This is a genomic window from Cryobacterium sp. W22_MBD10_FK3, assembly GCF_052113745.1.
Lineage (GTDB): Bacteria > Actinomycetota > Actinomycetes > Actinomycetales > Microbacteriaceae > Cryobacterium.
Window position 1 is genome coordinate 120,505 of record NZ_JBGQOH010000007.1, and the last position, 23,468, is coordinate 143,972.

Genomic DNA, 23,468 nt, shown 5'->3' on the forward strand with positions numbered 1-23,468 from the left:
ATGAGAACCGTCCGTTACTAACGGTCTGCCCCTTTCCGGGTGCAGGCCCGGAACAGGAGAATTGTGGCTGCGAAACCACGCGTACACGAGATCGCAACTGAACTCGGTGTCGATAGCAAGGTAGCCCTTGCGAAATTGAAAGAGATGGGCGAGTTCGTCAAGGGACCGTCCTCTAGCGTTGAACCCCCCGTTGCACGCCGTCTGCGTGCCGCCCTCGAGGCCGACGGAGTCGCCACCGGCGCCGCCGCCGCGACCCCGGCAACCCCCGCCGCCGCGAAGCCGGCGTCGACCACCACGGCCAAGCCCGGTGGCGCACGTCCGTCTCCGGCACGTCCCGCCGCCCCGATGCCCGCACCGGTAGCCGAGGCTCCCGCCGTGGATGCCCCGCCGATGCCGGCAGCACCGCTGACCGTCGCCGAGCGCCAGGTTCAGGCTGCCGAGAAGGCCGCTGCAGCCGAGAAGGCTGCCGCGACCGAGAAGGCCGCCGCCGAGGCTCCCGCAGCAGCGGGCGCCGAGGCGACCCCGACCCCCGCTGCTCCGGCCGCCACGGCCGACGGCGAGACGGCCACGGCCGCCAAGCCCGGCGGATCCGTGCCGCGTCCGGGAGCCCGACCGGGTAACAACCCGTTCGCCAGCAACCAGGGCATGGGCAAGACCCCCACCCCGCGTCCGGGCAACAACCCGTTCGCGAGCGCTCAGGGCATGGGCCAGCGCCCGCCGTCCTCAGCCTCGCCCAGCAACATCCCCCGTCCTGCCGCACCCCGTCCCGGCGCTCCGCGTCCGGGTGGGCCCGGCCAGGCACCCCGCCCGACCGGCTTCGGCCAGCGTCCGGGTGGATTCCAGCGCCCCGGCGGCGCTCCGGGTGGAGCCGGTGGCGCACGCCCCGGTTTCCAGCGCCCCGGTGCACCTGCCGGCGCGCCCGGCTTCGGACCGCCCCGCCCCGCCGGTGGCGGCGGCGCCGGTGGACGTGGCCGCGGCCCCGGCGGTGGAACCGCTGGTGCGTTCGGTCGCGGAGGCGGCAAGAACAAGGCTCGCAAGTCCAAGCGTACGAAGAGGGCCGAGTTCGAGCTGCGCGAGGCCCCGTCGCTGGGTGGCGTCAGCGTCCCCCGCGGCGACGGCGGTACCGTGGTGCGTCTGCGCCGTGGAGCCTCGATCACCGACTTCGCCGACAAGATCGACGCGAGCCCGGGCAACCTGGTCACCGTGCTGTTCCACCTCGGTGAGATGGCCACGGCGACCGAGTCGCTCGACGAGGCCACGTTCGACGTGCTGGGCAGCGAACTGGGTTACAAGATCCAGATGGTCTCGCCCGACGACGAAGACCGCGAACTGCTGCTCGCCTTCGACATCGACATCGACCAGGAGCTGGCCGACGAGACCGACGAAGAGCTCGAAGTTCGTCCTCCCGTCGTCACCGTCATGGGTCACGTCGACCACGGTAAGACCGCGCTGCTCGACGCCATCCGTAACGCCAAGGTCGCTGCCGGTGAAGCCGGTGGCATCACCCAGCACATCGGTGCCTACCAGGTCGTCACCGAGCACGAGGGCATCGAACGCGCCATCACCTTCATTGACACCCCCGGTCACGAGGCGTTCACCGCCATGCGTGCTCGTGGTGCGCAGGTCACCGACATCGCGATCCTCGTGGTCGCCGCCGATGACGGCATCATGCCGCAGACGATTGAGGCGCTCAACCACGCCCAGGCCGCCAACGTGCCGATCGTGGTCGCAGTGAACAAGATCGACAAGGCAGGTGCCAACCCGCAGAAGGTGCGCCAGCAGCTCACCGAATTCGGTCTCGTCGCCGAAGAGTACGGCGGAGACGTCATGTTCGTCGACGTGTCGGCGAAGAACAAGATCGGTATCCAGGAGATCCTGGACGCCGTCCTGCTCACCGCAGACGCCGGACTCGACATGCGCGCCAACCCGAACAAGGATGCCCGCGGTGTGGCCATCGAGGCCAAGCTCGACAAGGGCCGCGGTGCAGTCGCCACGGTGCTCATCCAGTCCGGAACGCTGCACGTCGGCGACTCGATCGTTGCCGGTACCGCTTACGGCCGCGTTCGTGCGATGGCCGACGAAAACGGCAACGCCGTTCTCGCCGCCACTCCGTCTCGTGCCGTTCAGGTGCAGGGCCTCTCGAGCGTTCCCCGCGCCGGTGACACCTTCCTCGTTATCGAGGAAGACCGCACCGCACGTCAGATCGCTGAGAAGCGTGAAGCCGCCGAGCGCAACGCCCTGCTGGCCAAGGCCCGCAAGCGCATCAGCCTCGAGGACTTCACCCGTGCACTCGAAGAGGGCAAGGTCGAATCGCTCAACCTCATCATCAAGGGTGACGTTTCCGGTGCCGTTGAGGCCCTGGAAGAGTCGCTGCTCAAGATCGAGGTCGACGACTCCGTTCAGCTGCGCATCATCCACCGTGGTGTCGGTGCGGTCACGGAGAGCGACGTCAACCTCGCCACCGTCGACAACGCCATCATCATCGGCTTCAACGTTCGCCCCGACACGAAGGCGCGCGAACGTGCGGCTCGTGAAGGTGTGGACGTGCGTTTCTACTCCGTCATCTACAACGCGCTCGAGGACATCGAGTCTTCCCTCACCGGAATGCTCAAGCCCGAGTTCGAAGAAGTGCAGAGTGGTATCGCCGAGATCCGCGAGGTCTTCAGCTCCTCGAAGTTCGGAAACGTCGCCGGTGTCATCGTGCGGTCGGGAACGATCACGCGAAACGCCAAGGCACGGGTCATCCGCGACGGCATCGTCGTGGGCGACAACCTGGCCATCGAGTCGCTGCGTCGCTTCAAGGACGACGTCACCGAGGTTCGCACGGACTTCGAGGCCGGTATCGGTCTTGGTAAGTTCAACGACATCCAGATCGGCGATGAGATCGAGACGATCGAATTGAAGGAAAAGCCGAGAAGCTAATAACTTCTAGTGGCAAGGGGTCTCCGCTTGATCCCCCCTCAGGGGAAGAGCGGGGACCCCTACCCCGATTCCCCTGAGGGGGGATCAAGCTACGACCCCACTCCCCGAGAAACGCCTCCGTCAATACGATGGTTGGGGAGGGCTAAAGAGCGTTTGAAGTATCCCGAAACTTATAGGAGTTCGACATGGTAGATCCGGCACGCGCTAGGAAGATGGCGGACCGCATCAAGGTCATCGTGGCCAAGCGGCTCGAACGCGGCATCCGCGACCCGAGGCTCGGCTTCGTGACCATCACCGACGTCAAGGTCACCGGCGACCTGCAGCACGCCTCGGTGTTCTACACCGTCTACGGCTCCGACGACGAGCGCAAAGACAGCGCCGCGGCGCTCAAGGCTGCCACCGGCATGATGCGCAGCGAGGTGGGCAAGAACATCACCGCCCGCCTGACCCCGTCGATCGAGTTCATCGCCGACGGCATCCCGGAGAACGCCGCCCTCATCGACGACCTGCTCCGCGAGGCCCGCGAACGCGACACCCAGGTGGATGAGATGGCCCGCACCGCCGTCTACGCCGGCGACGAAGACCCGTACGTCAAGCCGCGTGAGTACACCGAGCATGACGAAGATGACGACGACGATTCCGACGAGGACGAGGCTGAGGCAGCTCCGGCGCCAACCGGCCGGCACGTTGCTCCGACGGAGCCCGACGCCCTGTAGTCCTCTGCCGGCCAGCCCGGGCCGGCGCACAATCTCGAAACCTTCGGCGCCCTTCGGGTGCCGGAGGTTTCGTGCGTGTGACATATAACGGAACACCAGGCCCTTTTTTGAGAAATCCCCGGTGACCGCACTCATTTACTTCTAGGATCGACGCAATCGTCCCATCCAGAAGGAGTTGTCATGGTCGTACCCCAGCAAACCGCCGCACCTGTCGCGGGCGTTCCCCTGTCCCAGCCGTATTACGGCGCACCCATCGCCGTGGCGGTCAAGCGCTTCTTCGGCAAGTACGCCACCTTCTCGGGCCGGGCCAGCCTCAGCGAGTACTGGTGGTGGGCGCTGGTGAACTACGCCGTGCTCCTGGTGCTCGGCATCCTCGCGCTCGTGGCCGGCGGCACCCCGCAGGTGTCCGTGGACGGCACGGTGGCTCCGCCCGCCGGTGGCGCAATCGTGGTGGTGCTCATCATCACCGTGTACTCCCTGGCCACGATCATTCCGGGGCTGGCGCTCACGGCCCGGCGGCTGCACGACGGCAACTTCTCGGCGTGGTTCATCCTCATCGCCCTGATCCCCGGCATCGGCGGACTGATCCTCTTCATCCTCACCCTGCTGCCGTCCAAGCCCGAAGGCGCACGGTTCGACCAGGGTTCGCCCCAGTACAGCTGAACTCGAGCACACGAGCCCAGCACTGAAGGAAGAAAGCACTTGAGTAAGACCCCGTGGCCAGTGCCACGGGGTCTTCTTGGTGTGTCGGGCCGGGCCGGGTCAGGCCTCGGTGGCCGCGATGGTCCAGCTGGCGGAGTGGGCGGTGCCGGGGGCCAGCAGCACGAGGTCTTCGCCGGTGGAGAAGGCATCCGGCGGGCAGGTCATCGGCTCGACGGCCAGGCCGATCCGGCTGCGTTCAGGGGCCGGGCGGTCGGCGGTGTGCACCTGCAGCCAGGGCAGCTCGGCGCCGAAGCTCATGCGCACGCCGGTGCCGGCGGGGCTGGTGACGGTGACGCTTGCGGAGGCGTCCGCGCCGCGCGCGATCGCGGTGAAGGCGTGGTCGATGAAGGTGTCGCCGATGGTGCGGGCCGTGCGGAAGTCGAACTCCGGGGTGGTCTCGACCGGGACGGTGGCCACGGGGCTGAGCCGGTCCGGGGTCACCGTGAGGTAACTGGCCGCCGGAAACTCCAGAGTCCAGTCATCGACGGTGCCCGGCCCCGCCACGAGATAGGGGTGCGGCCCGGTGCCGTACGGTGCGGTGGCGGTGCCGAGGTTCTCGGCCGTGACCGTGCTGGTGAGGCCGTCGTCGGCCAGGCTGTACGTGACCAGGAGGGCGATGCGGTGCGGGTACCCGTCGCTCGGCACGATGGTGGTGCCCAGGGTGACCGAGTCGGCGGAGCGGGCCTGCAGGGTCCAGTCGGCCCAGCAGACCAGGCCGTGCAGGGCGTGCGAGCGGCTGGGTTCGGTGAGCGGCAGCTGGTAGTCGACGCCGTCGAAGGTGTAGCTGCCGTCGACCACGCGGTTGGGCCAGGGCGCGAGCACGGCGCCCCGGTAGCCCGGGCGCACCTCGTCGGCGTCGAACGGAACGACGAGGTCACGGCCGTGCCAGGTGAGCAGCCGCAGGCTCGCGCCGACGCTGGCCACGGTGGCTGCATAGCCGTCGTGGGTGATCGTGAACTGCAGCCCGGAGAGCGGCAGCACGGACGCATCCGTGGGAGGGGTGGTGGCGACGGCGTCAGTCATGGGACAGAACTCGTTTCAGGTAGGCGTTCTCGAATCGTCCGTCTGGATCGACCCTGTGCACGTGCGCCGCGAAGTCGTCTAGGCGCGGATAGGCGCGGCGGAGCCCCGCCGGGGACATCGTGGCGACCTTGCCCCAGTGCGGGCGCGGCGCGAAGGGTTCCAGGGTGTGCTCGATGAGGGGCAGCACCGTGAGGATCTCGGCCGGGAGCGGTTTCCAGGTGAAGTGGATGGCGAGCGAGTCGCGGGCGTAGCTCGGGCTGAGCCAAGCGGTGTCTGCGGCCACACTGCGCAGCTCGGAGATGTGCAGCAGCGGGGCGATCCGGTCGCCGATCGCACGCAGGGCGGTGATCGCGGCGACGGCATGTTCGGCCGGAATGAGGTACTCGGACTGGATCTCTTCACCGTGGCTGGGCTGGAACTCGCTGCGGAAGTGCGCCAGGCGCTCGTTCCACGGTCCGGGCTCGCGCAGTTGTCCGGTCACGCTGCCGGCGTCGACGCCGGGCAGCGGATGCAGGGCCACCGTCGCCTCGGTCGCGCCGAGGGCGGCGAGGTCCAGCTCGGGTCCATCAACGTCGAGCCGGCGCTTGGACCAGACCTGGTGGGTGTTCTCGCCCTGAAAAGTCGTGAACACGCTGACGCTGTAGCCGCTGGACATGATGGCGGCCCAGTTGGCCAGGGCAGCGGTCCAGGACAGGCCCTGGTGCACGAACTGGGAGATCTGGAAGTGCGGCTGCACCCTCAGGGTCACCGCGGTGACGATGCCGACAGCGCCCAGGCCCACCACCGAGGCCGCGAAGTCGGGGTCGTGCTCCCGCACGATCTCAACCTGGCCGGACGCTCGCACGATCTCCAGTGCCAGCACCGAGGACGCCAGCGAGCCGTTGCGCACCCCGGAGCCGTGGGTGCCGGTCTGGATGGCGCCGGCGACGGAGATGTGCGGCAGGGACGCGAGGTTGGGCAGGGCCAGGCCGTGCTCGGACAGGTAGGCGCCCACCTGGGCGTAGGTGCTGCCGGCGCCGACCCGCACGCTCACCGCCGTGCCGTCGGCATCGTGCTGCAGCGTCGGTTCGATGACCAGGGCGTCCAATGCCACGAGGGTGCCCGCGGTGTCGGCGATGGTGGAAAACGAGTGCCTGGAGCCCAGCGCCTTGATCCGGCCGCCGGCCGCGTCGACGGCGGCGACGATGGCCGCTACCTCCGCAGGCGTGGCTGGATGCCTGACGTCGTCGGTTGAATACACGACATTGCCGGCCCAGTTCTTCATCGAAACCATTTCTGTTGGAGAGAACGCGGGATTTTCACCCCTGGGAAAGAGCGTACAGCCCGGTTTCAACGGCAACGGCGAGGCCGTCGGCGAGGAGCCCGGCCAGGGCCCGGCCGCGCTGCACGGCGTCCGGCCACAGGCCGTCGATCTCGGCCGCGCTCACCGGATGATGCGTGGACCGCAGCTCGGCCATGATCAGGCCGCGCACCTGCCGGTCACTGCCCTCGAACTTCTTCTGCACAGCCTTCTTCGGTCCCTCGTAGGCCGGGTAGCCGGCCGCCCGCCAGGCGCAGGCATCCCGGATCGGGCACGCCGCACAGCGCGGGCTCCGGCTGGTGCACACGATGGCACCCAGTTCCATGATGGCCGCATTGAACACCGCCGCGTCCTCGGCCGGGGCGGGCAGCAGCGCCGACATCGCGTCGAGGTCCCTGCCGCGGCTGGGCGGGGCGGGTTCGGCCTGACCCGACACCGCCCTGGCGATCACCCGGCGGGTATTGGTGTCGACCACCGGATGCCGGTGGCCATAGGCGAACGCCGCCACGGCCCGGGCCGTGTAGTCGCCGACCCCGGTGAGGGCGAGGAGCTCCTCCACGTCGTGCGGCACGATGCCGCCGTGCCGTTCGGTGATCTGCACCGCAGCGGCGTGCAACCACAGCGCCCGGCGCGGGTAGCCGAGGCTCGCCCAGGCCCGAACGGCCTCGCCGGGCGGCACCGAGGCCAGATCGGCCGGGGTCGGCCAGCGTTCGAGCCATTCTTCGAGACGGGGGATGACCCGGTTCACCGGGGTCTGCTGCAGCATGAACTCGCTCACCAGGGTGCCCCAGGCGCTGAACCCGGGCCGTCGCCAGGGCAGGTCGCGGGCGTTCTCACCGAACCAGAGGCTGATCGTGTCACTGAGGCCCGCGCCGACGGGCGGTGTTTTCACGGGCACGTCGCCCTGGGCTGTGACGTTCATCGGTTCTAACCTAGGCTCGATTCATGAAGCTCGTTTCCACTCCGCGCGTCGAGTACCTGCGTACCCTCGCGGCCGAGATCCTCAACCTGAACGGCAGGGGCCGGGTGATCGTTGCCGTGGACGGCGCCGACGCCGCGGCCCGCACCGCCTTCGCCGACGACCTGGCCGCGGTGCTCGACGAGGCCGGGACCCCCACCTACCGGGCGTCGTTGCGTTACTTCCAGCGCTCCAGGGAAGACGTCGGCCGGTTCGGCGCCGAGTCCGCCGAGCGGCACTACCGGCACGGTTTCGACTATTCGGCGCTGCGGCGGGTTCTGCTCGAACCGTTCAGGCTCGGCGGCAGCACCGGCTTCGTCACTCAGGTGTTCGACCCCGACCGGGACAGCTGGATCGAACCGACCTGGACCACAGCGCCCGTCGACGCGTTGCTGGTGATCGACGGCGAATTCATCAACCGTGGCGAGCTCCGGGACGCCTGGAACTACCGCATCCTGCTGGAGAGCGAAGCCACCTCGGAGGCCGACTACCTCTATCAGAAGGAGGAACGGCCCCGGCAGGTGGCGTCCGCCGTGATCGACCTCAGCCAACGGCACCTCCCGCAGCGGGTGTTCAGCGACTCCTGCTGAACCGCGCCAGCACCTCGGCAGGGTCGAGGAATGAGCCGCGCTGCTCCACCTCGTGCACCAGTGCGGTGAGCCGGGTGTTCACCGGGGCGGCCATGCCGGCCACGGCGGCCTCGCGCACCACGGCTCCGTTCAGGTGGTCCACCTCGGTGCGCTGACCGCGGGTGATGCTCTGCAGGGTGGAACCGCGGTTGGGCACCGCGCCCATGCGGGCGCGCATCATCAGCGGCAACACCTGGCCGGCCCAGGCCGGCAGCAGCGAGAACACCCGCAGCCGACGGTCACCGAGCGCCTGCATGGCGCCGAACCGGATGCCCCGGCGCATGCCCACCCGCACGGCTTCGCGCATGCTCAGGGTCATCACGCGGCGCAGGCCCCGGTTCGAGACCACGGCCTGCACACTGAGCCCGGTGATCGCGGGCAAGGCGTTGAGCATGTTGACCACGAGCTTGGTCCACTGGGCACCGACGAAATTGTCGATGGCCTGGCAGGGCACCGCCCCGGCGAGCACGGCCTGCCAGTGCCGGGTGGCCGCATCGGCCGGCCCGGAGCCCCGACCGAGATAGGTGGGCGCGGCCGTGGTGACGGTGACCAGCCCCGGCTCGGTGTAGTTGGCGGCGATGATCGAGAGGGCGCCGAAGCAGTCGGACCGGGGGAGCAGCCGCCGGGCGGTGCTCACGCCGTCGAGTCCGTTCTGGATCACGATCACCGCCGCACCGTCGATGACCGCGGCGTTGTCCAGGATGGCGGCCTCGGCATCCTGTGCCTTGGTGCACACCAACACCAGCTCGGGGGTGTCGACCAGCCGTTCGAGGGCGGTCGGCCTGGCCTCGGCCTGGCCGAAGCCGCCCTCGAGCCGGATGCCCCGCTCCCGGATCGCGGCCAGACCGGCACCGCGAGCTGTCACGGTCACCTCGTGCCCCGCCGCGCTGAGGAGGGTGGCGAAGGTTCCGCCCAGGGCGCCGGCACCGATCACAGCAATTCGCATGACCTCAGCCTAGAAGCCCCAGCGACGGCGCCGGGACTAGCCGCGAACCAGCACGGAGTCCGCCGGAACCTGGGCAGGGCCCGTCTCCGGCGTCGGGGCGACCCGGCGTCCGGACGGCAGCGCGAGGGCGATCACCGCCGCGACGGCAAGCACCCCGGCGCCGACCAGCACGGCCGGCACCGCGGCATCCACGTACCCGGCCGGAGTCAGCGTGCCGCCGTTACCGGTGAACACGGCGGTGAGCACGGCCACGCCCAGCGCCACGCCGATCTCGCGGAAGGTGGAGTTGGTGCCGGACGCCTTGGCGTGGTCGTTCGGCACCATGTTGGCCAGCACGGCGGTGGAGCTCGGCGCGAAGACCAGGCCCATACCGAGCCCGGCCAGGATGAACGCGCCCACCAGCTCGCCGTACTCGACGTCGGCCGACATGGTGAGGGCCAACCAGAACATGGCGATCGCCAGCAGGGCCAGCCCCAGCACTATTGGCAGCCGCGTGCCGGTTCTCGGGCTGAGCATGCCGGTCAGCGGCGCCACGACCATCGGCGCCAGCGTCCACGGCATTGTCATCACGCCGGCCTCGAGCGGGCTGTGGCCCTGCACGATCTGCAGAAATTGGATCAGGATGAAGATCGATCCGAAGATGCCGAAACTGAAGGTGATGCCCACCAGGTTCGCGACCGTGAAGCTGCGGTCGCGGAATAGCCTGAGCGGCAGCAACGGTGCGGATGCCCGCCCCTCCCACCAGACGAAGACGAGCAGGAGGGCGCCGCCGCCGATGAGCGCCGTGAGCACTTCGGCGCTGGTCCAACCGGCCTCGTTGCCCCGCACGATCCCGTAGACGAGCCCGAAGACCCCGCCGCCGGCCAGCACCAGGCCCACCACATCGGCGCGCAGCCGGGCACCGAAGCTGTTCGGCAACGCGATCAGCACGAGCGGGATCGACAGCAGGCCGAGCGGCACGTTCAGCCAGAAGATGGCCTCCCAGTTCCACCCTTCCACCACGGCGCCGCCGATGAGCGGGCCGAGGGCCACCCCGAGGCCGGCGATGCCGCCCCAGATGCCGATGGCCGCCGGCCGGAACCTGTCGGCGACGGACCCGACGAGCAGGGTGAGGGAGAGCGGCATGAGCGCCGCAGCACCGACGCCCTGGAGCGCGCGGGCAGAGATCAGCATCCACGGCTCCACGCTCATCGCGCAGAGAGCCGATGCGGCGGTGAACACCGCGATGCCGGCCAGGAACACCGACCGGCGACCGAACCGGTCACCGATGGCGACAGCCATCAGCATGAACGTGGCGAAGCTGAGCGAGTAGGCGTTGACGACCCACTGCAGTTCCTCGATGGTGGCGGAAAGGTCGGTGTTGATCACCGGCAGGGCGCTGGTCACCACGAGGTTGTCGAGGGTGTCCATGAACATGGGCAGTGACGCGGCGACGACGGCAAGCCAGACGGGCACCCGGTTGAGGCGCTGTACGCCTGGCGGGTCGGAGGCGGTGGTCATGGGAGGTCCCTTCGGGCACGAAGCCGAGAATGTTGTAATTGAATGATTACAAAATAGGAGATTAGTAATCGACTGATAACCTGTCAAGTGTGAACCAGTCATCCGGCATCGCAGCCGCCCAGCCCACCGAGCGCATCCCCGCCGCGGAGCGCCGCGAGCAGATCCTGGCCGCGGCCAGCGTGGTCTTCGGTGAGCGAGGCTACTCAGGCGCCACCACCGACCAGGTGGCCAAGGCCGCCGGCATCAGCCAGCCCTACGTGGTGCGCATGTTCGGCACCAAGGAGAACCTCTTTCTGGAGGTGCTGGCCCGGGCCCTCGAACGCCTGGTCGCCGGCTTCAGGCAGATCATCGCCGAACCGCGTGAGCACGGCGACGACGAGGCGGAACTCCTGGCCACGCGGCTCGGCGCCGCCTATGTCGACCTCATCGAAGATCGCGGCATCCTGCTCTCGCTCATGCAGGCCTTCATCAGCGGGCACAACCCCGTCGTCGGCGCCAAGGCCAGGGCCGGCTTCCTCGAGATCTACCGGATGCTGCGCGACGAGGCCGGCTTCCCGCCGGACACCATCAGGGAGTTCCTGGCTGACGGCATGTTGTTCAACACACTCCTGGCCATCCGGCTTCCCGACGTCTTCGACGAGGACCCCGACGCCGCCGAATTCATGCGCTGCACGTTCCGTGGCAAGCTCGACGTGGTGCTCGGGGCCACAGCCGCCGAGGCCGGAGAGCACTACCTGACCTCAGCCAAGAAGGATTTCCAGTGAACGCCCCACGCCGCAAGCCCGGCAGCACCACCAGCGGCCTCGTGCTGATCGACAAGCCCCAGGGCTGGACCAGCCACGACGCCGTCGCACGCACCAGGCGCCTGGCGAACACCCGCAAGGTCGGCCACGCCGGCACCCTCGACCCGATGGCGACCGGACTGCTGATCCTCGGCATCAACAGCTCCACCCGGCTGCTCACCTATGTGGTCGGCCTCGACAAGGAGTACCTGGCCACGATTCGGCTGGGCGCCGCGACAACCACCGACGACGCCGAGGGGGAGGAGCTCACCCGCGCCGCCGCCGGGGTCGTCGACGGCGTGTCCGCCACGGCCATCGCCGCGGGCATCCAGGGTCTCACCGGAGCGATCAGCCAACGGCCCAGCGCCGTGAGCGCCATCAAGGTCGACGGCAAACGCGCCTACGCCAGGGTGCGGGCCGGAGAAGACGTGGAACTGCCCGCCCGACCGGTCACCGTGAGCGAGTTCGACCTGGTCAGCAGCACCAGGGTCGACGGGTTTCTCGACCTCGAGGTGCGCGTGGTCTGCTCCTCGGGCACCTACATCCGGGCGCTGGCCCGCGACCTCGGCGACACCCTCGACGTCGGCGGCCACCTCACCAGCCTCCGCCGCACCCGCATCGGCCCGTTCGTGATCGATGCCGCCGACCCGCTCGACCAGCTCGACGTGGCCAGTGCCCTGATCGGGCCGGCGGATGCGGCCAGCCGGCTCTTCGGCAGGCTCGACCTCAGTGAGGAGCAGGCCATCGACCTCGGCCACGGCAAGCGCATCGATGCGCCCGAAGGCTCCGCCGACGCGGGACCGATCGCCGCCGTCGACCCGAGCGGCCGACTCGTGGGCCTCGTGGAGTACCGTGCCGGCCAGGCCAAGTCGATCGTCAACTTCCCGCCCGACGCCCCCATGGCCGAGCCCGTCGGCCCCGCCGCCGCGGAGGATGCCTCGTGATCGAGTGGTTCACCTACCTGCAGCTGGCCATTGCCACCTCCGCGGGGCTGCTCTGCCTGGGCCTGGGCCTGGCCGGCCGCAAGCCCACCGACCTCAGCATGGGGGCGACCCTGCTTGTTGAGCTGCTGCTGATCGCCCAACTCGTGGTCGCCATCGTCGCGCCCCTCACCGGGAACCAGGCCACCGGCAGTCTGCTGGAGTTCTACACCTACCTGGTCAGCGCCATCCTGTTGCCGATAGCCGGGGGAGTGTGGGCGCTGATCGAACGCAGCCGTTGGAGCACGGTGATCCTCGGTGTGGTCTGCCTGTCGGTGGCCGTCATGGTCTACCGGATGCTGCAGATCTGGACCGTGCAGGGCGTCTGAGCCGAGGTTCGCGCCCGGCACCGTGCGCCCCGAAGATGCTGCGATAATTACTGAGCGATGAATGAGCTCAAGACCGACTCCGGAGACAATGCCACCGGCACGACGAAACCCGGCCGGGTGACCGGAATCGGCCGTGTGCTGATCATGGTCTACGGCGTGCTCGCGCTGGCCGCCACCGGTCGCTCCTTCGTGCAGATCGTCGGCAAGTTCAACGAGGCTCCGCTGGCGTACACCCTGTCGGCGCTCGCCGCCGTGGTCTACATCATCGCCACCATCGCTTTGATCAACCGGGGGCAGGTCTGGTACCGGATCGCCTGGATCACCATCGGCTTCGAACTGCTGGGTGTTCTCGTGATCGGCACGCTCAGCCTGGTCGACCCGCAACTGTTCCCGCACGACACAGTCTGGTCGGTCTACGGCCGCGGCTACCTGTTCATCCCGCTGGTGCTGCCGGTCCTGGGCATGTGGTGGCTGGCCCGCCACGCGCCGGAGCGCGCCGGCCGGAACGGAGCGGCAGCGTGAGCGCCGCCCACGCCGTTCCCACCAACGCGCCGATGAAGGTGCTCAACGGTCTCGACTCGGTGCCGGCCGACTGGCCGGCGTCCGCGGTGAGCATCGGCAAGTTCGACGGTGTGCACGCCGGCCACCGCGCCGTGATCGCCGAGCTCAAGGCGCTCGCGCATCGGGAGGGCCTGGCCGCCGTCGTCGTCACCTTCGACAGGCATCCGCTGGCCCTGCTGAACCCCGACAGGTGCCCGGCCGAGCTGGTCAGTGTGCAGCAGAAACTCGACCTGCTCGGCGAGACCGGCATCGACGCCACCGTCGTGCTCGCCTTCGACAGGGCGCTCTCGTCGTTGCCGCCGGAAGCCTTCGTGCGCGACATCCTGGTGAACACCCTGCACGCCCGCCACGTAATGGTGGGCCGGGACTTTCGGTTCGGCGCCCGCGGTGCCGGCGACGCCGAGCTGCTCACCGAACTCGGCCGAAAATACGGCTTCGATGTGCGCCTGATCGACGACGTCATGCCGCACGGGGAGCGCCGGGTCTCATCCACCTGGATCCGCGAACTGCTCTCCGACGGCGACGTGCTGGCGGCGACCCGGCTGCTCGGGCACACGCCCACGGTGCGCGGCGTCGTGGTGCACGGTGCGGCCAGGGGCCGCGAACTCGGCTTTCCCACCGCGAACCTCTCACCGCAGGCCGAGGGGCTCATTCCCGCTGACGGCGTCTACGCCGGCTGGCTCACCGACAACGGCAAGCGATATCCGGCCGCCATCTCCATCGGCAACAACCCCACCTTCGACGGCGTGCCGCAGAAACAGGTCGAGGCCTACGTGCTCGACCGGGAGATCGACCTCTACGACCACGTTGTCGAAGTCGCCTTCGTCGAACACATCCGCGGCATGGTCGCGTTCACCGGCATCGAGCCGCTGATCAGACAGATCGAAGACGACGTCGTGAAGACCCGCGCGATCCTGAACGTCCCACTGCCGTAGACGGCGGGTCACGCGGCGGGTCAGACGGTCGGCTCCTCCGGCGAGGGCTCTGCCGGCGGCGTGTTCGCGGGCAACGGGCCGCGGCCGAACAGGAACAGGATCAGCTCCGTCGCCGTGCTGCGGAGGGGGGTGCCGTGGCCGACACTCCATTCGGCATCCGTGGCCACCAGCCGGCGGGTGTGCAGCACGGCCTTGATCTCGGTGGGCGCGATCAGACTGCGGCGCAGCGCCACGGCGCCGCCGGCCGTCGCGTGAATGCGCAGGGTCAGGCCCAACGGATGCGCCAGGTCCAGACCGTGCACAACGGCCTCGGTCAGCTCGGTGATGCTGCCCCGGCCCGTGGCGGCCCTGGCGGCGGCGATCTCGCGCAAGCGCTCCACCAGCTGGTCGGGCTCGGCCGCCGCCGCGGCCCGGCTGACCGCGTCGATGGCTCGGCTCGGGTGCAGGTGGTGCCCGACGTACGCGCGGGTGGAGCTGCCGACAAGCTCCCTCTTGCTGCTGCCGAGCCGCCAGACCAGGTGCCCGGCGACGTCGCGCACCCGCCAGCCGGCGCACAGGCTCTCCGCCTCCCACTGCTCGGGAGTGAGCCCGGCGAGCAGGTCGGCGATGGCGGTGAGGGTCGCGGCCAGATGCCCGGACCAGCGCGCGTTGACGCCGGATTCATTGCCGACGCTCCGCAGGCTGAGAGGGAGGAGTCGTGCGAATTCTGCCATGCCCTCCAGCCTAGACTTGCTGAGTGTCAGCCAACTCGCCCCGCCCCCTGTGGACCGGGCGAACCCTCGCGCTGCTGGGCATAGTCCTGGTCGCCGCCAACCTGCGCACCGCCGTTGCGGCGCTCTCGCCCATCGTCAGCCAGATCTCCACCGACGTTCCACTGAGCGCAACGGCCATCGGCGTCCTCGGCATGCTGCCGCCGGTCTGCTTCGCCGTCTTCGGCATCTTCACGCCCGTTTACACGCGCCGGCTCGGCCTGGAGAACGTTCTCGTGCTCGCCCTGACCGCGATGCTGATCGGGCACCTCACCCGCGGCCTGGCCGGCTCCCTGCCGGTGCTGGTGATCGGCAGCGTGGTCACCTTCGCCGGCCTCGGTGTGGGCAATGTGCTGCTGCCGCCGCTGGTGAAGAAGTACTTCCCCGACCGGATCGGTCTGGTCACCTCGCTCTACGTCACGATGCTGTCGCTGAGCACCCTGTTCCCGCCGCTGATCGCGGTGCCGGTCGCGGATGCCGCCGGCTGGCGGGTGTCCCTCGGCCTGTGGGTGCTGCCGGTGCTGATTGCCCTCGTGCCCTGGGTCACCATGTTCGTGCGGCACCGTGTGCAGCTGACTCCCGGCACCGTCGTGGAGGAAGCCGAGCCGGCGCTGGTGGGCCGGATCTGGGGGTCGTCGATCGCCTGGGCCCTGGCCGTGGTGTTTGCGACCTCCTCGCTCAACGCCTACGCGATGTTCGCCTGGCTTCCACAGCTGTTGATCGACACGGCCGGCGTCACCCCCGCCCAGGCCGGCACGCTGCTCTCGGTCTACGCGGCGATGGGCATCCCCTGCGCCCTGCTGATTCCCTGGCTGACCGCGCGGATGAAGAACGTGGCCGGGCTCGTGTACCTCGGCGCTGCCGTCTTCCTGATCGGCGACCTCGGGCTTCTCCTGGCCCCGGGCACACTGACCTGGCTCTGGGTGGTTCTGGCCGGCCTCGGACCGCTGCTGTTCCCCCTCGTCCTGGTGCTGATCAACCTGCGCACCCGCACCCACGCCGGCTCGGTCGCTCTGAGCGGGTTCGTGCAGAGCGTGGGCTACACCCTCGGCGCGCTCGGCCCGCTGAGCGTCGCCCTGCTGCACGAGGTCACCGGGGGCTGGACGGCGCCGCTGTTGTTCCTGATCGGTACGGCGCTCGCGGTCACCGTGGCGGGGGCCGTCATCGCTCGTCCGCATCTGCTCGAGGACGATCTGGAGCGCCGGCACCGCCTGTGACCATCCTGCTCATATGAGCAAGATCGGCAACGAGTGTTGTACCGGTCGGTCAGATCCACTTACGCTAGGGCCACGTAGGAAGGCACCAACGAATGACCGACATCGACGAGCTGCTGTCCATTCGGGCTGCCGAGCTGTACTACGAAGAAGACAAGACCCAGGATGAGATCGGTACGATCCTCCGGCTCACCCGGTGGAAGGTCGGCCGGCTACTGGCCCAGGCCAAGGCGAACGGGTTCATTCGCATCGAGATCGTGCATCCGCGGGCCCGCCGCATCGGGCTCGAGCGCCAGCTGCGGGAAGCCACCGGCCTGGCCGACGCCATCGTGGTGTCCACGTCGGGGGTCGTCGACGAACTCGACCTCAACAAGCGCACCGCGCAGGCGGCCGCGGACTACCTCAGTGCCCTGCGCCCGGTTCCGCGCACGCTCGGCATCAGCTGGGGGCGCACCCTGTACGACATCTCGGTGCAGCTCAAGCCCGGCTGGGCCAACGGTGTCAACGTGGTGCAGATCAACGGCGGCGTCAGCCTGAACGCCCGGCCCGGCACCGCCGCGGCCACCGCCGTGAGCATCGCGCAAAAGGGCGCGGGCCAGTTCACCCTGTTGCCCAGCCCCGCGATCCTGGAGCGGGTCGAGACCAAGCTGGCCATCGCCTCCGACCGTTCGGTCACGGCAGTGCTCGAGATGGGCTCGTCGGCATCCGCGTACCTCTTCAGCGCCGGTCAGGCCGACGAGGGCTCCGCCCACGTCGACAGCGGCTACCTCACCCCTGCCCAAGTCGACGAGCTCGTGCGGAAGGGCGCCGTCGGGGATGTGGTGGGCCGGTTCATCGACAGCGCCGGCCAGATCGTCGACCCGGCCCTGGACGAACGAACGTTCGGAATCCCGCTCGAGCAGTTGCGGCGCGCGAAGACCGCCATCGCCGTGATTGCCGGGCCCCGCAAGCACGCCATCGCCCGCTCGGTGGTTCTCAGCGGTCTCTGCACGGTCCTGATCACCGACGAAGACACCGCGCTGTCCCTCATCCGCGCGGCCTGACCGGCGAGCCGGCTACGCCTCGTGGGGGCGGTCGGGGTTGTCGTCGCGGAGAAGGTCTTCGAGGGCCTGATCAACATCGTCCAGCACCGGCGGCTCGCCCTTCGCGGTGGAGGTCAGGCGGGCGACCAGGGCCTGCGGGTCGTCGAGGTCCTCTGACGTCGGCAGGATGTCGGGGTGCGCCCACAGGGCGTCCCTGGCCTCGTTGCCCACGGCATCCGTCACGGCCTGCCACATCGCTGCAGCCTCCCGCAGCCGCCGGGGGCGCAGCTCCAGGCCCACCAGGGTGGCGAAGGCCGATTCTGCGGGGCCACCGGAGGCGCGGCGCCGTTTGACTGTCTCGTTGATGGCGTCGGCGCGCGGCAGCCGGCTGGTCGCCTCCACCGTGACCACGTCGACCCAGCCCTCGACCAACGCGAGCATGGTTTCGAGCCTGGCCAGGGCGGCCAGCTGGGCGTCGGACTTCGGCGGGATCAACGAACCGTTGACCATGGCGTCGCGCAGCTCCTCGGGGTTGGACGGGTCGAACCCCTCTGCCAGCGACTCGAGACGCTCGGTATCGATGGTGATGCCGCGGGCGAATTCGGTGATCGAGCTGATCATGTGCAGCCGCAACCAGCGGGAGTGCCGGAACAGGCGCGCGTGCGCAAGCTCGCGCACGGCGAGATAGATCTGCACCTGGTCACCGGGCACGTCCAGGCCCTCGCCGAACTCGGCGACGTTCTGGGGGAGCAGGGCAGCCTGCTGGTCACCGAACAGGGGGATGCCGATGTCGCCGCCGGAAACGACCTCGCTGGAAAGCTGACCGACGACCTGGCCGAGCTGCATGGCGAACAGGGTGCCGCCGAGGTTGCGCATCATCTGGCTGGCACCGGCGAGCATGCCCTTGAGCTCCTCTGGAGCCTGCTCGGTGAGCACGTTGGTGAGCGAATCGGAGATGCTCGTCGCCACGGGCTCGGCCAGCTGACTCCAGAGCGGCATAGTCGCCGTCACCCACTCCTTGCGGGTCATCAGGCGCGGTTCCACGGTGAGCTCGGCAACGTTGATCACATCGTCCAGCCACAGGGCCGCAATGTGAAAGGCCTGCTCGAGCTCGGCGCGCTGGGCGTCGGTGGTGCTGAGTTGACCGGCAACGGCACGTTCCTGGCCCTGCTTCAGGGCGATTTCCCAGTTGATGCCGCCGTCACCGCCGCCCTTCAGGGCGCCCTGCAACTGGTTCATCAACGCGGCGACACTGGCGGGATCGTTGGGGAGGCCGGCCGCGCCGGCCAGCTGACCTGGGTCGATCGAGGACTTGCCCGACAGGATGTCTCGGAGCATGTCCCGGAATTCGTCTTCTGGGTTCTGACCCTCGTCGGGTCGGGAGTCATCGGCCACTTCAGGCACCTCTCAGTTGCGTCCCTCTACGCTAGCCCGAGAACCCCGGCTAGAACTGGGAAATGACCTACGCTGGGGTCATGCGGTGTCGCCTGTAGCGAACAGATCGCAGTAACCCCGCACATCTCTCTAAGGAGCCTGGTGGCCCTCTTCACCGCTGAATCACATTCGGGCTCCGATCGACCCCGCCGGGGCTCCCGCACGGGCTGGGTGGTGCTGGGAATCGCCCTGGTCACCGGGCTCGCCCTGGCCGTGGTGCCGGCGCCGTACGTGGTCGAAAAGCCCGGGCCGGTGTTCAACACCCTGGGCTCGGCCGAGTACGAGGGTGAAGAGACGGACCTCATCACGATCCCGGATCAGACCGTGTACCCCACCGAGGGCACTCTCGATCTGCTCACGGTCTCGGTGCTCGGCAACCCCGACAGCCGGTTGAACTGGTTGACGGTCGCCGGCGCCTGGCTCGACCCGAGCCAGGCCGTCGTGCCGCTGGAGTCCGTCTTCCCCGCCGACGTCACGACCGAACAGCGTGACGAGCAGAACCAGGCGGCCATGGTGAACTCGCAGCGGGACTCCATCGCCGCGGCACTGACCAGCCTGGGCTACGACTACCCGACCGAGCTGACCGTCGCGTCGCTGGCTGATGGGGCGCCGGCGGAAGGCCTGATCGAGGCGGACGACGTCATCGAGTCCGTGAACGGTGAGGCCGTCGCCGACATCACCGCCCTGCGCGGCGCGCTCACCGCCAACGGCGCCGACACCCCTGCCACCATCGGGCTGAGCCGCGGCGGCACCGAGCAGAGCGTCGACGTCACCCCCGTCGACATCGACGGCAACGTGGTGCTTGGCATCAACGTCACCTCGGAATACCAGTTTCCCTTCGACGTCAACATCCAACTCGACAAGGTCGGCGGACCGAGCGCGGGCATGATGTTCGCCCTGGGCATCATCGACAAGCTCACCCCTGGATCCATCCAGGGCGGCGCGAAGGTCGCCGGTACCGGCACCATCGACCAGTCCGGCACCGTCGGTCCCATCGGCGGGATCCGCCAGAAGCTTTTCGGCGCCCAGGAGGCCGGCGCGAAGTGGTTCCTGGCGCCCACCGCGAACTGCGATGAAGTGACCGGGCATGTGCCTGACGGTCTGACCGTGCTGGCCGTGAACACCCTCGACGACTCCCTCGCCGCGCTCGACGCAATCCGCACCGGAGCAGACACCAGCACCCTGCCGACCTGCCCGGCAAGCTGATAGCAACCCTCCTTCTGGGCGAGCCCTCAGCGAACTGGGGGTTTGCCCAGAGACGGCTTGCATAGAATGAGGGTCTGACCCCCGATCTATCAGAGCAAGAGGCCAATTCGTGACCACATCATCCGCCGGAAGCGCTCCACGTCGGAGCCGTGCCCCGCTCGCCATCACGGCAGCGATCATCGCAGGGCTGGTGATTTTGTTCTTCATCTTCGCCGGGCTGTACGCGGACGTGCTCTGGTTCGACCAACTCGGGTTCCTCAGTGTGCTGACCACCCAGTGGATCGCCGGTGCGGCGCTGTTCGTGGTCGGATTCCTCGGCATGGCCGTGCCCGTCTGGGTGAGCATTCAGCTCGCGTACCGGCTGCGCCCGGTCTACGCCAAGCTGAATTCGCAGATCGACCGCTACCAGCAGGTCATCGAACCGCTCCGCCGGCTCGCGATGTACGGCATCCCCGCCCTGCTCGGCCTGTTCGCCGGCGTCGCCGCCGCGACGCGCTGGCAGACGATCCTGATGTGGCTCAACCGCACGGATGCCGGCACCACCGACCCGCAGTTCGGCTTCGACGTGTCGTTCTACCTCTTCGACCTGCCGTTCTACCAGTCGCTTCTCGCGTTCAGCTCCGCTGTCGTGCTGATCTCCGCGCTCGTCGCCCTCGCGACGTCATACCTGTACGGGGCCATCCGAATCACCGGCCGTGAGGTCTTCGTGGCCAAGGCCGCGCGGGTGCAGATCGCTGTCACCGCCGCCATCTACCTGCTGCTGCAGGGCGTGAGCATCTGGCTCGACCAGTACTCCACCCTCACCCAGGCCAACGACCTGATCACCGGCGCCGGTTACACCGACGTCAGTGCCACCATCCCCGGCCGCGCCATCCTGGCCGGCATCGCGATCTTCGTCGCCATCCTGTTCATCGTCACCGCCTTCATCGGCCGCTGGCGCCTGCCGGTGATCGGCACCGCGTTGCTGCTCGTGAGCAGCCTGCTGATCGGCTCGCTCTACCCCTGGGTGGTGCAGCGCTTCCAGGTGGACCCGAGCGCCAAGAGCCTTGAGGCGCCGTACATCCAGCGCAACATCGACCTCACCCGCGATGCCTACGGTGTGGCTGACGTCGAAGAGATCCCGTACACCGCCACCACAGAGGCCACGCCCGGCGCCCTGCGCGAAGACGCCGAGACCACCGCCAACATCCGCATCCTCGACCCCGCGCTGGTGAGCGACGCGTTCGCCCAGCTCGAGCAGTTCAAGCAGTACTACCAGTTCCCCTCGAACCTCGACGTGGACCGCTACACGATCGACGGCAAGTCCCAGGACACCGTGGTTGCGGTGCGTGACCTCGACCTCGGCGGCCTGAGCAGCGAGACCTGGGTCAACTCCTCGGTCGTCTACACGCACGGCTACGGCGTCGTCGCCGCCTACGGCAACCAGCGCTCGGCCGACGGCCAGCCGGTGTTCCTCGAAAACGGTATCCCCACCTCCGGAGCCCTGGGCGAATTCGAGCCGCGGGTGTACTTCGGCGAGACCTCGCCGACCTACTCGATCGTCGGCGCGCCCGAGGGCACCGACCCGATCGAGCTGGACTACCCGTCCGGCGAGGACGGCGCCCAGCAGACCCAGACCACCTTCACGGGTGACGGCGGACCCAGCCTGAGCGGCCCGTTCAACAAGCTGATCTACGCGCTCAAGTTCCAGTCCGAGCAGATCTTCCTGGCCAATGCCGTCAACGAGAAATCCCAGATCCTCTACGACCGTGACCCCATCACGCGTGTGCAGAAGGTCGCCCCGTACCTCACGCTCGACTCCGACCCGTACCCGACCGTTGTCGACGGCAGCATCAAATGGGTTGTCGACGCCTACACGACCTCGGCCAGCTACCCGTACTCGACCGCGGTGAGCCTGAGCGATGCCATCGCCGACACCGAGACGCCCGAACAGCCGTTCGCGCTCGACAACATCAACTACATGCGCAACTCGGTCAAGGCCACCGTGGATGCCTACGACGGCTCCGTGACCCTGTACGCCTGGGACGAGAACGACCCGCTGCTGCAGACCTGGCAGAAGATCTTCCCGTCCACCGTCAAGCCGATGAGCGAGATGACCGGCGACCTGATGAGCCACGTGCGCTACCCGGCCGACATGTTCAAGGTGCAGCGCGCTGTCCTCGGCAAGTACCACGTGACCGACCCCGGTTCGTTCTACTCCGAAGACGACGCCTGGACCACGCCGAACGACCCCGTGTCGCCGAGCACCAACACCACCCTGCAGCCGCCGTACTACCTGACGATGCAGATGCCCGGCCAGGAAGCGCCGTCGTATTCGCTGTACTCCACGTTCATTCCGAACGCGTCCGGTGAGACCAGCCGTAACGTCCTGACGGGGTACCTTGCCGCCGACGCGGATGCGGGTGCGACCGACGGCGAACGGGCGGATGGCTACGGCAAGCTGCGCCTGCTGACCCTGCCGAACGACATCACGGTGCCCGGCCCCGGCCAGGTGCAGGCCAAGTTCAACGGTGATCCCACGATTTCCGCCGAGCTCAACCTGCTCAAGCAGGGCCAGTCCACTGTGCTCAACGGAAACCTGCTGACGCTGCCCGTCGGTGGCGGTCTGCTCTACGTGCAGCCCGTGTACGTGCAGTCCACCGGTGAGACCAGCTACCCGCTGCTGCAGAAGGTCCTGGTGGCCTTCGGTGACCAGATCGCCTTCGAGGACACCCTGGACAACGCGCTCAACGTGCTCTTCGGCGGTGAGTCCGGGGCCAACGCCGGCGACACCGACGTGCCGGCCGTGGAAGCGCCCGCCCCGGGCGAGGCTCCCGTCGACGAAGGCACAGCCCCGTCGACGACGACCGGTGACCCGGCGACGGACGCTCAGATCAGGTCGCTCCTCGCGGAAGCCAAGCTGGCCGTGACCGAGAAGCAGGCGGCCCTGACGTCGGGTGACTTCTCCGCCTATGGGGTTGCCGACAAGAAGCTGAACGATGCGGTGGCCGAGCTGCTGGTGCTGCTCGACGCGCAGTAGCGCGTAGTTCGCCGCCTCATCCGCGCGCGGGTGGTGCGCCGGGGAAACCCGGTCGCACCACCCGCGTTTTGGCTCTCCGGCCGCGACGCGCCCGGGGGGAGACCCCGATTCGAGGGCCTTGCGGAACTGTGGTAACTTAGTTCTTGTAGCGCGGGGTGGAGCAGTTCGGTAGCTCGCTGGGCTCATAACCCAGAGGTCGTAGGTTCAAATCCTGCCCCCGCAACAAGAAAAAGTCCCGGTCTCGACAGAGGCCGGGACTTTTGCGTTAAGCGGCGAAGGCCGACCCTCCTACGTCGACGCTCGATGCGACCGTCCTACGTCGACGCTCGATGCGACCGTCCTACGTCGACGCTCGATGCGTCCACGTCGTTGAGCTGTCGAGATCCCGGGCGACGTCCTGCAGGCCGTGCCCCGTCGTTGATCGAGCCTGTCGAGATCCCGTGCGACGTCCTGCAGGCCGGCTCTGCGTCACGCCCGGCCAGGGCACAACAAAACGGCCCCGCACGAGTGTGCGGGGCCGTTGTGGTGGTGCAGGGTCGAA

At 68.5% G+C, this 23,468-nt stretch carries 20 protein-coding genes and 1 tRNA gene; 14 read left to right on the plus strand and 7 right to left on the minus strand.

Translation table 11 applies throughout. The features are described 5' to 3' along the window. The first annotated feature begins 63 nt into the window (after window positions 1-63). From infB to ACEN2M_RS09610, 3 genes are all read left to right on the plus strand, one after another. On the plus strand, window positions 64-2,922 hold the full coding sequence (gene infB / locus ACEN2M_RS09600; protein WP_441647893.1) for a translation initiation factor IF-2: 2,859 nt from the start codon (window positions 64-66) through the stop codon (window positions 2,920-2,922). Between the two features lie 185 nt (window positions 2,923-3,107). After that, window positions 3,108-3,638: a 30S ribosome-binding factor RbfA gene (gene rbfA / locus ACEN2M_RS09605; protein WP_441647894.1), complete on the plus strand. Its 531-nt coding sequence runs from the start codon at window positions 3,108-3,110 to the stop codon at window positions 3,636-3,638. A gap of 180 nt (window positions 3,639-3,818) precedes the next feature. After that, window positions 3,819-4,301, plus strand: coding sequence for a DUF805 domain-containing protein (locus ACEN2M_RS09610; RefSeq protein WP_441647895.1), 483 nt, complete (start codon window positions 3,819-3,821; stop codon window positions 4,299-4,301). Window positions 4,302-4,400: 99 nt separating this feature from the next. On the opposite strand, the gene ACEN2M_RS09615 is transcribed toward ACEN2M_RS09610, so the two are convergent. The 3 genes from ACEN2M_RS09615 to ACEN2M_RS09625 are packed head-to-tail and all read right to left on the minus strand — an operon-like array spanning window position 4,401 to window position 7,585. Further along, window positions 4,401-5,363 (minus strand): aldose 1-epimerase family protein, encoded by a 963-nt coding sequence (locus tag ACEN2M_RS09615; protein ID WP_441647896.1) that lies wholly within the window; start codon window positions 5,361-5,363, stop codon window positions 4,401-4,403. Further along, on the minus strand, window positions 5,356-6,627 hold the full coding sequence (locus tag ACEN2M_RS09620) for a D-arabinono-1,4-lactone oxidase (protein WP_441647897.1): 1,272 nt from the start codon (window positions 6,625-6,627) through the stop codon (window positions 5,356-5,358). The genes ACEN2M_RS09615 and ACEN2M_RS09620 overlap by 8 nt, the downstream gene beginning before the upstream one ends. 34 nt (window positions 6,628-6,661) lie before the next feature. Then, window positions 6,662-7,585 (minus strand): A/G-specific adenine glycosylase, encoded by a 924-nt coding sequence (locus ACEN2M_RS09625; protein WP_441647898.1) that lies wholly within the window; start codon window positions 7,583-7,585, stop codon window positions 6,662-6,664. Window positions 7,586-7,608: 23 nt separating this feature from the next. On the opposite strand from ACEN2M_RS09625, the gene ACEN2M_RS09630 reads away from it, so the two are divergent. Next, window positions 7,609-8,211 carry a hypothetical protein gene (locus tag ACEN2M_RS09630; RefSeq protein ID WP_441647899.1) on the plus strand — a complete coding sequence of 201 codons (603 nt, stop codon included), beginning with the start codon at window positions 7,609-7,611 and terminating at the stop codon, window positions 8,209-8,211. On the opposite strand, the gene ACEN2M_RS09635 is transcribed toward ACEN2M_RS09630, so the two are convergent. Then, window positions 8,195-9,196: a ketopantoate reductase family protein gene (locus tag ACEN2M_RS09635; RefSeq protein ID WP_441647900.1), complete on the minus strand. Its 1,002-nt coding sequence runs from the start codon at window positions 9,194-9,196 to the stop codon at window positions 8,195-8,197. The two genes, ACEN2M_RS09630 and ACEN2M_RS09635, sit on opposite strands and share 17 nt — an antisense overlap. Before the next feature lie 36 nt (window positions 9,197-9,232). Beyond that, complete coding sequence (locus tag ACEN2M_RS09640) at window positions 9,233-10,696, minus strand: MFS transporter (protein WP_441647901.1); 1,464 nt, start codon at window positions 10,694-10,696, stop codon at window positions 9,233-9,235. Between the two features lie 89 nt (window positions 10,697-10,785). On the opposite strand from ACEN2M_RS09640, the gene ACEN2M_RS09645 reads away from it, so the two are divergent. The 5 genes from ACEN2M_RS09645 to ACEN2M_RS09665 are packed head-to-tail and all read left to right on the plus strand — an operon-like array spanning window position 10,786 to window position 14,283. Next, the gene (locus tag ACEN2M_RS09645; protein ID WP_441647902.1) at window positions 10,786-11,460 is read left to right on the plus strand and encodes a TetR/AcrR family transcriptional regulator; all 675 of its coding nucleotides are present in this window, start codon (window positions 10,786-10,788) and stop codon (window positions 11,458-11,460) included. Then, window positions 11,457-12,422, plus strand: coding sequence for a tRNA pseudouridine(55) synthase TruB (truB, locus tag ACEN2M_RS09650; RefSeq protein ID WP_441647903.1), 966 nt, complete (start codon window positions 11,457-11,459; stop codon window positions 12,420-12,422). The genes ACEN2M_RS09645 and truB overlap by 4 nt, the downstream gene beginning before the upstream one ends. After that, a complete protein-coding gene (locus tag ACEN2M_RS09655) occupies window positions 12,419-12,787 on the plus strand; it encodes a hypothetical protein (protein ID WP_441647904.1) in 369 nt (122 codons plus the stop codon). Before truB ends, ACEN2M_RS09655 begins: the two co-directional genes overlap by 4 nt. A gap of 57 nt (window positions 12,788-12,844) precedes the next feature. Then, the gene (locus ACEN2M_RS09660) at window positions 12,845-13,309 is read left to right on the plus strand and encodes a hypothetical protein (RefSeq protein ID WP_441647905.1); all 465 of its coding nucleotides are present in this window, start codon (window positions 12,845-12,847) and stop codon (window positions 13,307-13,309) included. Window positions 13,310-13,341: 32 nt separating this feature from the next. After that, entirely contained in the window at window positions 13,342-14,283 is a 942-nt protein-coding gene (locus ACEN2M_RS09665) for a bifunctional riboflavin kinase/FAD synthetase (protein ID WP_441647942.1), read from the plus strand. Window positions 14,284-14,303: 20 nt separating this feature from the next. Here the strand turns inward: ACEN2M_RS09665 and ACEN2M_RS09670 are convergent, their stop codons facing one another. Further along, window positions 14,304-14,996 (minus strand): maleylpyruvate isomerase family mycothiol-dependent enzyme, encoded by a 693-nt coding sequence (locus ACEN2M_RS09670; protein ID WP_441647906.1) that lies wholly within the window; start codon window positions 14,994-14,996, stop codon window positions 14,304-14,306. 23 nt (window positions 14,997-15,019) lie between these two features. On the opposite strand from ACEN2M_RS09670, the gene ACEN2M_RS09675 reads away from it, so the two are divergent. Then, complete coding sequence (locus ACEN2M_RS09675; protein ID WP_441647907.1) at window positions 15,020-16,249, plus strand: MFS transporter; 1,230 nt, start codon at window positions 15,020-15,022, stop codon at window positions 16,247-16,249. Between the two features lie 92 nt (window positions 16,250-16,341). Beyond that, on the plus strand, window positions 16,342-17,289 hold the full coding sequence (locus ACEN2M_RS09680; RefSeq protein ID WP_441647908.1) for a sugar-binding transcriptional regulator: 948 nt from the start codon (window positions 16,342-16,344) through the stop codon (window positions 17,287-17,289). A gap of 12 nt (window positions 17,290-17,301) precedes the next feature. Here ACEN2M_RS09680 and ACEN2M_RS09685 read toward each other — a convergent pair whose 3' ends face one another. Next, entirely contained in the window at window positions 17,302-18,663 is a 1,362-nt protein-coding gene (locus tag ACEN2M_RS09685; RefSeq protein ID WP_441647909.1) for a zinc-dependent metalloprotease, read from the minus strand. Window positions 18,664-18,804: 141 nt separating this feature from the next. On the opposite strand from ACEN2M_RS09685, the gene ACEN2M_RS09690 reads away from it, so the two are divergent. From ACEN2M_RS09690 to ACEN2M_RS09700, 3 genes are all read left to right on the plus strand, one after another. Next, complete coding sequence (locus tag ACEN2M_RS09690) at window positions 18,805-19,908, plus strand: YlbL family protein (protein ID WP_441647910.1); 1,104 nt, start codon at window positions 18,805-18,807, stop codon at window positions 19,906-19,908. Between the two features lie 109 nt (window positions 19,909-20,017). Next, window positions 20,018-22,927, plus strand: a complete 2,910-nt coding sequence (locus tag ACEN2M_RS09695) for a UPF0182 family membrane protein (protein WP_441647911.1) — start codon at window positions 20,018-20,020, stop codon at window positions 22,925-22,927. Window positions 22,928-23,076: 149 nt separating this feature from the next. Next, window positions 23,077-23,150: transfer RNA gene (locus tag ACEN2M_RS09700), tRNA-Met, on the plus strand. Window positions 23,151-23,468: the final 318 nt, after the last annotated feature.

What these genes read in the sequence shown, in the direction of transcription:
- ACEN2M_RS09640 (WP_441647901.1), bottom strand. Translation starts at nt 10,696, where the DNA reads ATGACCACCGCCTCCGACCCGCCAGGCGTACAGCGCCTCAACCGGGTG.
- ACEN2M_RS09635 (WP_441647900.1), bottom strand. Translation starts at nt 9,196, where the DNA reads ATGCGAATTGCTGTGATCGGTGCCGGCGCCCTGGGCGGAACCTTCGCC.
- ACEN2M_RS09630 (WP_441647899.1), top strand. Translation starts at nt 7,609, where the DNA reads ATGAAGCTCGTTTCCACTCCGCGCGTCGAGTACCTGCGTACCCTCGCG.
- ACEN2M_RS09660 (WP_441647905.1), top strand. Translation starts at nt 12,845, where the DNA reads ATGAATGAGCTCAAGACCGACTCCGGAGACAATGCCACCGGCACGACG.
- ACEN2M_RS09610 (WP_441647895.1), top strand. Translation starts at nt 3,819, where the DNA reads ATGGTCGTACCCCAGCAAACCGCCGCACCTGTCGCGGGCGTTCCCCTG.
- rbfA (WP_441647894.1), top strand. Translation starts at nt 3,108, where the DNA reads ATGGTAGATCCGGCACGCGCTAGGAAGATGGCGGACCGCATCAAGGTC.
- ACEN2M_RS09665 (WP_441647942.1), top strand. Translation starts at nt 13,342, where the DNA reads ATGAAGGTGCTCAACGGTCTCGACTCGGTGCCGGCCGACTGGCCGGCG.
- ACEN2M_RS09620 (WP_441647897.1), bottom strand. Translation starts at nt 6,627, where the DNA reads ATGAAGAACTGGGCCGGCAATGTCGTGTATTCAACCGACGACGTCAGG.
- ACEN2M_RS09680 (WP_441647908.1), top strand. Translation starts at nt 16,342, where the DNA reads ATGACCGACATCGACGAGCTGCTGTCCATTCGGGCTGCCGAGCTGTAC.
- ACEN2M_RS09625 (WP_441647898.1), bottom strand. Translation starts at nt 7,585, where the DNA reads ATGAACGTCACAGCCCAGGGCGACGTGCCCGTGAAAACACCGCCCGTC.
- ACEN2M_RS09615 (WP_441647896.1), bottom strand. Translation starts at nt 5,363, where the DNA reads ATGACTGACGCCGTCGCCACCACCCCTCCCACGGATGCGTCCGTGCTG.
- ACEN2M_RS09670 (WP_441647906.1), bottom strand. Translation starts at nt 14,996, where the DNA reads ATGGCAGAATTCGCACGACTCCTCCCTCTCAGCCTGCGGAGCGTCGGC.